The following is an 11,721-nucleotide window of genomic DNA, read 5'->3' as shown; positions in this document are numbered from 1 at the left end:
TCGGTGTCGGCTACGGAAGGCCTGTCATGACGCTCTTGAATCCGCAGACGCCGACGGTGGCGATCCCACGACAGAGGGCGACGGGGACCACCCGTACGGTGCCGACGATCGCCGCGGGATCCGCCTACACGTACGTCGTGCCGCCGGTGGCGTTCGCACCGGCGGTCTCGGACGCCCGCTGCCTGAGCATGGTGACCAAGTCGTCGTACTACTTCTCGACCTACTGGTGGAACACGAAGAACCGCTACGCCGCCACCGGGATCCCGAACATCACCTGGACGTCCGCGTACGCCACCGGAATGGAGGTGAAGGTTCGCGAGGCGTGCAACGCCGCGATCACGATGGCGGTGTGCGCCGACTGGGGCGGCTTCCTGCCGTCGGCGGTGCCTCTCAACCTCGCGGACCTGCGCAACCGCGCGGCGCGGCTGGTGGTCGGGGTGGCCCGTAAGCACGTCACCTACGGAGCGGGCGGAGCCAGGTGGGGTGGCAACTGGCAGTCCGCCTACTGGGCGTATTCGCTCGGACTGGCGGCCTGGCTGCTCTGGGACACGCAGCTGACCAACGCCTGGGACCGCGAAGCCGTCTGCGACGTGCTCGAGTACGAGGCGGATCAGCAGCTGTACCGGAACCGGCCGGAGATCTGGCGCGACTCGACGGGCGCCGACCAGCCTTTCAACGGCGTGTATCGCACCGGGACGCGCACCGGCGACAGCGCCGCCGAGGAGGACATGTGGCAGGCGACCGTCCTGGACCTCGCCGCCACGATGATGCCGGGTCACCCGCGCGCCGCCGCCTGGCGGAAGAAGGCCGCGCAGTTCGGGATAGTCGGTGCGATGTCGCGGAACGACCTCTGGAACACGACGACGGACATCAACGGTGAGAGCCCGAACCACTGGACGGTCGGCATCACGATGTCCTCGCCGCCCCTCGGCCCGTCACAGATCGGTAAGTCCGGCTACAACTGGTCCGACCAGTACGTCGTCACCAATCATGGGAAGCGCAGCCCCGACTACATGCAGGCCGACGCCATGCGGCTCGCCATGTCGCTGCACCACTCGCTCGCCGGCGAACCCACCCCGGAATGGGTGCGTTGGAACAGCGAGAAGATCTACGGTGCGATGCGGACGGTCGTCTATCCGGGCACGGCCAGCCCGACCAAGCCGATGTACCGGGACACCACCAGCCCGGCGCTGTACTTCCCGGACGGAGTGGACTGGGGAACCGCCCGGCACACCGGCTACTGGCTGTGGGACTCCCTGATGGAAACCCACGTTCTCGGAAGCAACGGCACCTCGGCGCTGGTCCCGGTCAGCCCGAAACACTGGGACTCGATCCACGGCAGGGCGGCCAAGGCGATGCAGGACCGGGCGCGCGTCATGCCCGGCGGGCAGATCGTGCTGAACAACACCGAGGACTCGTATCCCGGACGGGAAGGCTGGCACGCGTGCAGCGCGGCCTTCATCGTGCTCAACAAGGCCCTCACCAATGCCGGGCGGCTGTCCTGGACGAACGCGTCGCTGGTCTGAAGGTCAGGAGGCTAGGACCCAGTAAGGCTTCGCGACAAACACTTTGCTTGGCGGCTAAGTATCTGTGATACTTAGCCGCGTGGCACAGTATTCTGCGGTGCTCGACGAAGTCTTCGTCGCTCTCGGTGACCCGACCAGGCGCGGCGTGATCCGGCGTCTCGGCGCCAGCCCGACCAGCGTCGGCGAACTCGCGAGCGAGTACCGGATGACCCTGCCCTCCTTCATGAAGCACATCCGCGTGCTCGAGTCGGCGGGCCTGATCAGCACCGTCAAGTCGGGGCGAGTGCGGACCTGCGCGCTCAACCGGGAGCGCCTCGCGGTGATCGACGACTGGCTCGCCGAGCAGCGCCGCGTCTGGGAGGACCGCACCGACCGCCTCACCACCATGCTGGAAGAGGAGCAATGAACCCTGACCTTGACCTGACCCTGTCGCGCGTGATCCGCGCGCCACGCCGATCCGTCTGGCGGGCGTGGACCGACTCGTCCAGGTTCGAGAAGTGGTGGGTTCCGGCGCCCGCCCTGTGCCGGGTCGAACGGCTGGAGGCGCGTCCGGGCGGCGGCCTCTTGACCCGGATCAGCGACGACGGGTCGTCGTTCGGACCGCACCTGGACGCGGCGTTCATCGTGGTCGACGACCTCGAACGGATCGTGTTCACCAATGCGATCGACAGCACCTGGCGGCCCGCCATCCCCGAGCCGGTACCCATGACGGCCGAGATCACGTTCGCCGACCACCCGGACGGCACCGACTACCGGATCCTCGTCCGGCACGGCGATCCCGAGGCGCGCGCCCTGCACGAGAAACTCGGCTTCGCCGACGGCTGGGGTACGGTCACCGCGCAGCTCGCGGGGGTCGTCGAATGAAGCTGGCCCTGCTGCAGTTCGTGACCCTCGACGGGGTGAGCCAGGGCCCCGGCTCACCCACCGAAGACACCAGCGACGGATTCAGCGGCGGCGGCTGGCTCGTGCCGCACTTCGACGAGGTGTTCGTCGAGCGCACCGCCGGGTGGCTCGGCCTCGCCGACGGCTTGCTGCTGGGCCGGCGGACCTACGACGCGTTTGCCCGCGACTGGCCGCAGATCACCGACCCGGACGACCCGTACACCCAACGCATGAACTCGTTGCCGAAGTACGTGGTGACGAGCGGGCCCGTCGACGCACCCTGGAACCCGACGGCGGTGGTCTCCTTTCGCGACGTCGGTGCGTTGAAGGAGCAACCCGGACGGGAGCTGCAGATCCACGGCAGCACCACACTCGGTCGCGCGTTGCTCGCCGAGGGACTCGTCGACACCGTGCGTCTCGCCGTTGCGCCGACGGTCATCGGCTCCGGGCGGCGACTGTTCGACCACCACGGCCTCACGGCCGGCTTGCGGCTCGTCCGCCACGAGGTGACGGCGAAGGGCGTCCTCATCCTCGAGTACGAGTACATCGGCGCGGTGCCGGTCGCCGCGTACGAGGGCGTCTCCGCCGCCCTGTCCTGACGGAGCGAATCAGCAGGTTCCTGTTTTTGTCGGCGGCGCGCGAGGCCTCGGCGTATGTTCTGGGGTCACCGCACAGCGGTCACACAGAACCGCCTAGCGGTCCAATGCCCCAGCGGGCGCGCCTCACCGAACAGGTGTCTGCCTCATGTTCAGATCTCGCGCAGCCCGGCGCGCCCTGATAGGTGCGCTGGTTCTGGCCCTGGCATCGACCACCGCGGCCTGCAGTCGTCCCAGCAAAGAACCGATCAGAATCGCGCTCGCCGACGCCCAGAGCGGCCGGCTCAGCGCCCTGGGTGCTTGGGAGCTCAAGGGCGCCAAGCTGGCGATCGACGAGTGGAACGAGAACGGTGGCATCAACGGGCGCAAGATCCAGCTCGACGTCTTCGACGAGCAGGGCGACCCGGCGGTGGCCACGAAGGTGGCGCGCACGATCGTCAGCGAAAAGTACATCGCGATGCTCGGTACCGCGGAGAGCGCGGTGACGATCGCGATGGCACCGATTCTGCGCCAGGCGAAGATCCCGAACATCACCTCCGGGCAGTCACCGGGCCTGGTCGCAGTCGCCAGCCCGTTCCTGTTCCTCAACGGACCGACCAGCACGGCGTACGACGAGACGCTCGCGCAGTTCGTCCTGGAGCGGAAGCGGATCACCCGGATCGCCCTGATCACCAACGACGGTTCCTACGGCAAGGGGGAGAAGGACGCGTTCACCGAGGCAGTAGTCGGCCACAACGTCATGCCGCTGGCCAGCCAGGTGGTGACCGCCGACCAGAAGGACTTCAGCGCCGCCCTGACCTCGATCCGGCAAACGAACCCGGACGCGCTGTTCATCGGTGCGGAGGAGATCCAGTCCGGTCTGATCGCCAAGCAGGCCCGCGAACTCGGAATCCACGCGACGTTCATCGGCGGCGCCGCGCTGGTGACACCGGTGTTCCTCGCAACGGCCGGCGCGAAGAATGCGGAGAACTCGATCGTCAGCTCGGCATACCTGAGCAACGACCTCAACGACGCGACCCGGAAGTTCGCCGACGCGTACCGGGCGGCCTACAAGGAGGAGCCCGAGCTGCACGGCGCGAAGGCCTACGACGGCGCACAGATCCTGCTCACAGCGCTGAAGAACAGTGACGTCGCGACCGGAGCGGAGCTCGCGGAGGCCATTCGAGACACGACGTACAACGGGCTGCTGGGGAGCTTCGCCTTCGACGAAACCGGCGTGGGCATGTTCACCACCTCCATCGGCGTCATCACCCAGGGCAAGGTCACGCCGGTGGCTGCCTGAGCGACTTCGCGGGCTCGAGATAGGTCGGCAGCACCGAGCGGGGGAGCGGACCCTTGTTCCGGAGGCCGCTCCCCGTCTCCTCCCAGGCGTGCGCGAGGATGCCGACGCTGCGGCTGAGAACGAACAGGCCGCGGGCCAGCGGCGCGGGGAAGCCGAGTTCGGCGTAGATCACGGCGGTGGCGCCGTCGATGTTCATCGGGATCGGGCGGCTCCGCCCGCGGTTGAGCTCCTCCTCGACGGCCCGCGCGGCCGCGAGGTGGCGACCGGCGACGACGCCGTCGCTCACGGCGGCGTCGACCAGTGCCAGCAGCGGATCGCGGCGCGGGTCGATCGGGTGGAACCGGTGCCCGAAGCCGGGCAGGTAGGTGGTCCGCGCCCGCCAGGCCGCGACCGTTGCGGCGGCCGCGTCCGGTAACGGAAGGCCGGCTGCCAGGACGTCGGTGAGCAGCTCGACGCATTGTTCACCGGCGCCGCCGTGGACGTCGCCCAGCATGTTCACGCCGGTCGCCACCGCGTTGTTGAGGCCGACGCCGCACGTCGCCGCCATCCGCGCGGCCGCGATCGACGGTGCTTGCGGGCCGTGGTCGACCGCGGCGACCAGCGCGGCCTCCAGCAGCGCCGCTTGCCGGTCGGTGGGCAGTGAGCCCCGTACGAGCAGCCAGATCATCGCGGGGAAGCTGATCGTTCCGATCAGCTCCTGCACCGGGCGACCGCGCAGTTCGATCACGCCCGGTTCGATCCGGGACACCGCGGTCGCCCACCAGTCGGCGGCCTCTTTCCGGAACGGGTTCTCGACCGCGGAGGCGGCCCGGTCCGTTGTCATGACGTGACCTCGGCCGGGGCTCCCCAACGGGTGAACAGCTCGGGAAGGCGGGCGTTGTCGGCACCGAGCGCCGGCGCCGGTCCGGTGGGCCGGAGTGGGACGCCATCGAACAGGACGCCGTTCCCACTGACCCGCGCGGTACTTACGTTCCCGCCCGGGAGCGCGGCCCCGCCCGGGAGAGGCACGTCGGTGAAGAACCCCCGGGACGCTACCTGTTCGAGCTCGACCGCCTGGGGGACGGTGAGGATCCGTGCCGCCGGTACCCCGGCGGCCGACAGGATCTGCTCCCACTCCTGCGCCGAGCGGGAACGCAGCGCACGGTTGAGCTCCGTGTTCAGCTCGACGCGGTGCGCTTTCCGCGCCTCGCGCTCGGCGAACCGGTCGTCGAGCACCAGATCCTCCCGGCCGACCAGACGGCACAACGTCTCGAACTGTTCCTGCCGGTTGGCGGCGATGTTGAGCGGGCCGTCGGCGGCCTCGAACGTGCCGGACGGCGCGGCAGTCGAGTTCTGATCACCCATCGGTTCCGGGGCCACCCCGCTGACCAGGTAGTTCGAGACCGCCCAGCCCATCGACGACAGCGACGCTTCGAGCATGGAGACGTCGAGGTGGACCCCTTCGCCGGTGCGGGCCCGCGCGGCGAGCGCCGCGCTGATCGAGAGTGCCGCGGTGAGGCCGCCGACGGTGTCAGCGATCGGGAAGCCGACGCGGAGGGGAGCGGTCTCGGCCGTGCCGGTGACGCTCATCATTCCGGACAGGCCCTGGATGATCTGGTCGTAGGCGGGTGCCTGACTCATCGGCCCGGTCTGGCCGAATCCGCTGATCGCGCAGTAGACGAGGCCCGGATTGAGCTCGTGCAGCCGCTCCCACGGGTAGCCCATCCGGGCCAGCACCCCGGCCCGGAAGTTCTCCAGCAGTACATCTGCGACACCGACGAGTTTTTCGAAGGCGCGCTGTCCCGCGAGATCCTTCAGGTTCAGCTCGACCGACTTCTTGCCCGCGTTCTGGGCGAGGAACGACGCGCCGATACCCGCTCGGTTGAGCTCGGGGTCCGGTCCGAGGTGACGCGCGAGGTCACCGCGTCCCGGCGTCTCGATCTTGACCACGTCCGCGCCCAACAGCATGAGGTGGTAGCTGCAGTACGGCCCGGCGAGAACGTTGGTCAGGTCGAGGACACGGATCCCGTCGAGCGGTCGTCCCTGCATCGGCGTGCTCCTTCCGCGGCCGATCGGCTCGACCGCGCGGTGATCTGTGGGCTAGGCGCCCAATGGGTGGTCGAAGCCTCGCTCCGAGAGGCGCCGCGCGACCCCGATCAGGTCCTGCGCGAATGCGTCGACCTGCGGTTCGGAGAAGCGGACGGTCGGGCCGCTCAGCGTGAGCGCCGCGACGACGCCTCCGGAACGGCCCTCGATCGCGACCGCGACGGCGGAGAGCCCGGCTTCGCGTTCGCCGTGGCTTACCGCGAAACCCCGCGCGGACGCCTCGGCGATCTCGGATCGCAAGCGAGCCAGCCGCTCGGCACCTTCGGGCGAGCTGCGCACGATCCGCCGCAGCCGGCTCTCGTCGGCATCGCGGAGCAGCACCTTCGCCGACGCGCCTCCCCAGAGGGGTAGCTCGTCGCCGACGCGCACGACATGCCGCAGCGCCTGTGGGCTCTCCTGCTGCGCCAGGCAGATCCGGGTCAGGTCTCGGGTGCCGTAGAGGTTCACGGTCTCCCGGTGCCTGGCCGAGAGGTCCCGCATCGCGCGCGTCATCTCGGGCGGCATCTCCCAGCTGGTCCGCGCGAGGTGGGCCCACCGCCAGAGCGCCGGCCCGGCGAGGTAGCCGCCGGAAGTGGCCCAGAGCAGGCCGGTCTGCTCCAGCGTCTGGACCAGCCGGATGACCGTGGTCTTGGCCAATCCGGTCCCATCCGTGATGTCGCGGATGGTGACCACGGGCCGGTCCTCGGTCAGCAGCGACAGGATGTCCATCGCGCGCTGGACGCTTCGGACTCCTGCGGCCTCGCCGGCGGTGTCCTTGCCGGTAGACCGGTCGTCTGCGGTTGCTGCACTCACGAATACACCTTCCCCGAAGGACGTCATGGGACTCGGCGTGATTGTCGTCCGGGGACGGTCGTGTCATCCATCGGTAACTTTCCGAGCTCGCCTATTGCCAGCGGCGAGCAGCCGCCCGTAGGTTACACGCAGTCCGCCCAGCGGTCCATACGGTCCACGCTGTGGCACGCCATCACCGAATCGTTATGGCAGATAGGTATCGATCAAGTCCTTTCGCCAATGCTTCGCCGTCCCTACCGTGTACGTACTAGTTCGAACATTGGGCTGGCCCGGCTTCGCCGAGGAGCGTGCAATTGACTCCGAACAGCACATACCCCTCTGATCAGGACAGTTCAATGAGTTCTCTTCTGGTCCGCGGGGAGAATTCCGAGCCGGTTCTGGTCGGGTCCTTCCTCGGAGGGAAGTGGGTAACCGACGGTCCGACCATCGAGCGCGTCGGTCCCTATCTGCGGACGGTGGTGAGCCGCGCGCGTATCGCGGCGTCCGGCGACGTCCCCGCCGCCGGACGGTATGCCCGCCGGGCGGCGCGCACGATTGCCGGACTGGCGCCGGCGACGCGCGCGGACATCCTCGATCGCGCCGCCTCGGTAGCAGCCGCTCACCGGGACGACGTCGCCCGGCTGATCGCTCTCGAACTCGGCAAACCGGTGAAGGACGGTCGCGGCGAGATGGACCGCGTGGCCGACACGTTCCGCGTCTGCGCGTCGGAGGCACGGCAGATCGGCGGCGAGGTCCTTCCGGTCGCGGGGTTCGCCCGCGGTGTCGGCAACACCGCGCTGACCTACCGGGCCCCCACAGGCGTCACCCTGGCGATCACCCCGTTCAACGCACCGGCCAATCTGCTCGCCCACAAGCTCGGCGCCTCGTTCGCGGCCGGCAACACGACGATCGTCAAAGCCCCGCCGCAGGCGCCGGCCGTTTCCGCGGCGATCGTCGCGATCCTGCTGGAGGCGGGTGCGCCGCCCGAGGCGGTCCAGCTGCTGCACGGCGGAGGCGAGGTCGGTGCCGCCCTGTGCGCCGTTCCCGAGGTGAGCGTCGTCAGCTTCACCGGTGGCGCCGCGACCGGCGCCGCGGTCGCCCGGGCGGCCGGTGCGAAGCGCCTGGTCCTGGAGCTCGGAGGCAACGCCGCCACGATCGTCTGCGCGGATGCCGACGTCGCGCGTGCCGCGAGCGTCTGCGCGAAGACCGGTTATTCCAACTCCGGGCAGAGCTGCATCTCGGTGCAGCGGGTTTACGTCCACCGCTCCCGGTTCGACGAATTCCTGGACGCGTTCCGCACCGGCGTCGCGGCGTTACGCGTCGGCGATCCGCTCGACCCGGCCACCGACGTGGGCTCCATGGTGGACGACGACGCGGCCGAGCGAGTGGTCCGGTGGAGCCGGGAGGCCGCCGAGGATGGGGCCACGATCGTCTGCGGCGGCACCCGCGACGGCGCCACCGCAGCCCCGACGATCGTCGCCGACCCGCCGCGCTCGGCGAGCGTCGTCACCGAGGAGATCTTCGGGGCCTTGGTCGCCGTGCTGCCGTTCGACGCCGTGGACGAGGTCATCGAGGAGTGCAACCGCAGCCGCTACGGGCTGCAGGCCGGGCTGTTCACCACCGACATCCGGACGATCATGACCGCTTGGCGCGAGCTCGAGGTCGGTGGCCTGATCGTCAACGGATCGTCCAACTACCGCCTCGACCACGTCCCGTTCGGCGGCGTCAAGGATTCGGGTTTCGGCCGTGAGACGCCCCGGTCGATGATCGAGGACTACACGGTCGTGAAGACGCTGACGCTCCGCGACCTCTCGATCTGGGGCGAGAGCTGATGCGCGCGGTGACGCTCGCCGCGCCCGACCGGCTCGAGGTTCGCGACGACCACCCGGAGCCGGAGTGCGGCCCGGACGACGTGCTCGTCGCCGTCTGGGGCGTGGGGGTGTGCGGGTCGGACCTCGCCGTGGTGTCCGGCCGGCGCGCGGTCCCGGCGCTGCCCTGGGTGATCGGCCATGAAGCCGTCGGGGACGTCGTGGCCGTGGGCGCCGCGGTCACCGATCGGTACGTCGGCCAGCGGATCGTCGTCGAGCCGAATTTCCCCTGCCTGCGGTGCGAGTCGTGCCGTGCGGGCCTCACCGCCGGGTGCGCCCACCGCCGGAGCCTCGGCATCAACGAGCCCGGCGTCCTGGCCGAGCGCATCGTCGTACCGGCTCGGTTCACCTGGCCGGTCGATGCCGATCTGGACCCGTGCGACGCGCTCTGCGTCGAACCGCTCGCGGTGGCGCTGAGCGCCGTCGACCGGGTCGGCGTGGAACCCGGCCAGCGGTGTCTGGTGATCGGTGCCGGTGCCCAGGGGCAGTTGGTCAGCCTCGCGGTGCGGGCCCGTGGCGGAATTCCGGTCGTCACCGACATCAACACCGAGCGCGCGAAGCTCGCCGTCGAACTCGGCGCGGAGCAGTTCGCCCGGAACGACGAACGGTTCGCCGTCGTCGTCGAGACCTCGGGGGCGCCGTCCACGCTCGCCGAAGCAGTCAGCCGCACCGCGCACGGCGGCAGCATCGCGCTGATCGGCCAGAGCGAAACCCCCAGCTCGGTGAGGACCTTCGATGTCGTCCAGCGTCGGCTGACCCTGCACGGCTGCCTCATCTACGACCACCCCCACGGCTTCGCGGCGACGTTGGAGCTGCTCCGGGCCGGTGACGTCCGCCCCGGCCGGCTACTGCGCCGCCGGTTCCCCCTCGGGGACTCGGCCGCCGCCTTCCGTACCGCGGCCGTGTCGCCCGGCAAGTCCTGGATCTCGATCGCGGAGGGCGCCCGATGACTACCGCCGCAGCCGCACTCACCGCGCAGCTGGAGTCCTACGGCGTCGAGTACGTCTTCGGCACCTGCGGGCACACGAACATCGCGCTGCTGGACGCGATCGGGCGCAGCGGCATCAAGTTCGTGATCGCCCGCCACGAGCAGGCCGCCGCGCACGCCGCCGACGGTTACGCCCGGGCCAGCGGCAAGCCCGGCGTCGTCCTGCTGCACGTCGGGCCGGGGATGATGAACGCGGTCACCGGGGTCGCGACCGCGGCGCTCGACTCGGTGCCGCTGGTCGCGATCGCCGGCGACATCCCGTCGTACTTCCACGGGCGGCATCCGCATCAGGAGGTCAACCTCCACAACGATGCCGACCAGACGGCGATCTACCGCCCGTTCGTCAAGCGCGCCTGGCACGTGCACCGGGTGGAGGACCTGCCGCGCTTCACCGAGCGGGCGTTCACGACGGCGACGACGGGGCGCCCCGGGGCCGTGCTGCTCAACGTCCCCATGGATTTGTTCAATCGGCCGCAGGCCGCGAAGGCCTACCCGCAGCCGGGCGAGGTGAGCAAGCCCGGCCTGCCGATCGACGTCGCCGAGCGGATCGCCGACGCGCTGGCGGGAGCGGAGCGGCCGCTGGTCTACGTGGGTGGCGGGCTGTCCGCCGGGCCGGGGCGGGAGGCGCTGCGCGCGCTCGTCGAACACCTCGACATCCCGGTCGCGCACTCGCTGATGGCCAAGGGGACGCTGCCCGACGACCACCCGCTGGTGATGGGCATGCCCGGGTTCTGGGGCCTGGAGCAGACGAACCGCTACGCCCGCGAAGCCGACGTCGTGCTGGCGATCGCGACCCGCTTCGCCGAGACCGACGCCAGCTCCTGGGACGACCGGTACACCTGGAGCTTCCCGCCCACCCGGCTGATCCAGATCGACATCGACCCGGCCGAGATCGGGCGCAACTACCCGGTCGAGATCGGCGTGGTCGCCGATGCGGCGCTCGCCGTCGCGCGGATCGCCGAGGCGGCGGGAAAGCACGACCCACGAACCAGGGCGGCCCTCCGCGCGGAGATCCACACCGCCCGCGGCGCGCTGTTCGCCGGGAGCGAGGAGCGCGGCCGCAGCGAGGACTTCCCGCTCCGGCCGGAGCGCATCCTGCTCGACGTCCGGGAGACGCTGCCCGCCGACACCGTGCTGGTCACCGACGTCGGCTGGAACAAGAACGGGGTCGCCCAGGCGTATCCGCTGCCCGAGCAGGGCCGGTTCATCACACCCGGCGGCGCCTCGACGATGGGCTTCGGCCCGGCTGCGGCGCTCGGCGTGCAGATCGCGTGGCCGGACCGGCCGGTCGTCGCGCTGATCGGCGACGGCGGGATGAGTGCCCAACTGCCGGCGCTGCCGATGGCGGTGGAGCAGGGCCTGCCGGTGCTGTTCGTCGTGATGAACAACCGGGCGCACGGCACGATCGCCGACCTCCAGGCCGCGAACTTCGGCGCGAGCTACGGCTGCGAATTCACCGACGCCGACGGCAACCCCTACAGCCCCGACTTCGCTGCGCTCGCCGAGGCCTGCGGCGCCGACGGCTACCGGATCTCGCAGCCGGGAGACCTCCGCGATGCGCTGCGGAAAGCCCTGGCCAACCGGCGTCCCGCGGTGATCGACGTGCCGATGGTCAACGAGCCGGTGCCCACCCCGGGCCACTGGAACATCAAGGACATTTACGCCGGAATTTTCGAGTGATCCACCACCCCCAACCCCCCTTGAGGTGATGATCCGTGTTCAG

General features: G+C 70.0%; 11 protein-coding genes. 8 read left to right on the top strand and 3 right to left on the bottom strand.

The genetic code is table 11. The features are described 5' to 3' along the window. The first annotated feature begins 26 nt into the window (after positions 1–26). The 5 genes from BUB75_RS14565 (at position 27) to BUB75_RS14545 (ending at position 4,286) form a co-directional block, all read left to right on the top strand. On the top strand, positions 27–1,526 hold the full coding sequence (locus tag BUB75_RS14565; protein ID WP_143175206.1) for a hypothetical protein: 1,500 nt from the start codon (positions 27–29) through the stop codon (positions 1,524–1,526). A 79-nt stretch (positions 1,527–1,605) separates the two neighbouring features. Further along, a complete protein-coding gene (locus BUB75_RS14560; protein WP_073257406.1) occupies positions 1,606–1,932 on the top strand; it encodes an ArsR/SmtB family transcription factor in 327 nt (108 codons plus the stop codon). Further along, the gene (locus BUB75_RS14555) at positions 1,929–2,390 is read left to right on the top strand and encodes an SRPBCC domain-containing protein (protein ID WP_073257403.1); all 462 of its coding nucleotides are present in this window, start codon (positions 1,929–1,931) and stop codon (positions 2,388–2,390) included. Before BUB75_RS14560 ends, BUB75_RS14555 begins: the two co-directional genes overlap by 4 nt. Next, complete coding sequence (locus BUB75_RS14550; protein WP_073257400.1) at positions 2,387–3,007, top strand: dihydrofolate reductase family protein; 621 nt, start codon at positions 2,387–2,389, stop codon at positions 3,005–3,007. The genes BUB75_RS14555 and BUB75_RS14550 overlap by 4 nt, the downstream gene beginning before the upstream one ends. 145 nt (positions 3,008–3,152) lie before the next feature. Beyond that, complete coding sequence (locus BUB75_RS14545) at positions 3,153–4,286, top strand: ABC transporter substrate-binding protein (protein ID WP_073257397.1); 1,134 nt, start codon at positions 3,153–3,155, stop codon at positions 4,284–4,286. On the opposite strand, the gene BUB75_RS14540 is transcribed toward BUB75_RS14545, so the two are convergent. The 3 genes from BUB75_RS14540 to BUB75_RS14530 are packed head-to-tail and all read right to left on the bottom strand — an operon-like array spanning position 4,267 to position 7,163. After that, positions 4,267–5,109 (bottom strand): citryl-CoA lyase, encoded by an 843-nt coding sequence (locus BUB75_RS14540; RefSeq protein ID WP_073257394.1) that lies wholly within the window; start codon positions 5,107–5,109, stop codon positions 4,267–4,269. The genes BUB75_RS14545 and BUB75_RS14540 overlap by 20 nt on opposite strands. Continuing rightward, positions 5,106–6,314: a CaiB/BaiF CoA transferase family protein gene (locus BUB75_RS14535; protein ID WP_073257391.1), complete on the bottom strand. Its 1,209-nt coding sequence runs from the start codon at positions 6,312–6,314 to the stop codon at positions 5,106–5,108. Before BUB75_RS14535 ends, BUB75_RS14540 begins: the two co-directional genes overlap by 4 nt. 51 nt (positions 6,315–6,365) lie before the next feature. Continuing rightward, positions 6,366–7,163 carry an IclR family transcriptional regulator gene (locus BUB75_RS14530; RefSeq protein ID WP_073258376.1) on the bottom strand — a complete coding sequence of 266 codons (798 nt, stop codon included), beginning with the start codon at positions 7,161–7,163 and terminating at the stop codon, positions 6,366–6,368. Between the two features lie 335 nt (positions 7,164–7,498). Here BUB75_RS14530 and BUB75_RS14525 point away from each other — a divergent pair, with 335 nt between their 5' ends. Genes BUB75_RS14525 through BUB75_RS14515 form a run of 3 tightly spaced genes read left to right on the top strand, consistent with a single transcriptional unit; the run spans position 7,499 to position 11,678 of the window. After that, positions 7,499–8,974 (top strand): aldehyde dehydrogenase family protein, encoded by a 1,476-nt coding sequence (locus BUB75_RS14525; RefSeq protein WP_073257388.1) that lies wholly within the window; start codon positions 7,499–7,501, stop codon positions 8,972–8,974. Continuing rightward, positions 8,974–9,960, top strand: coding sequence for a zinc-dependent alcohol dehydrogenase (locus BUB75_RS14520; RefSeq protein ID WP_073257386.1), 987 nt, complete (start codon positions 8,974–8,976; stop codon positions 9,958–9,960). The genes BUB75_RS14525 and BUB75_RS14520 overlap by 1 nt, the downstream gene beginning before the upstream one ends. Continuing rightward, complete coding sequence (locus BUB75_RS14515) at positions 9,957–11,678, top strand: thiamine pyrophosphate-binding protein (protein WP_073257383.1); 1,722 nt, start codon at positions 9,957–9,959, stop codon at positions 11,676–11,678. Before BUB75_RS14520 ends, BUB75_RS14515 begins: the two co-directional genes overlap by 4 nt. Positions 11,679–11,721: the final 43 nt, after the last annotated feature.

This window comes from Cryptosporangium aurantiacum, assembly GCF_900143005.1.
In the GTDB taxonomy this organism is placed as follows: Bacteria; Actinomycetota; Actinomycetes; order Mycobacteriales; family Cryptosporangiaceae; genus Cryptosporangium; species Cryptosporangium aurantiacum.
Note: the sequence above shows the minus strand (reverse complement) of the source record. Positions and strands in the feature narration are given on the sequence as shown.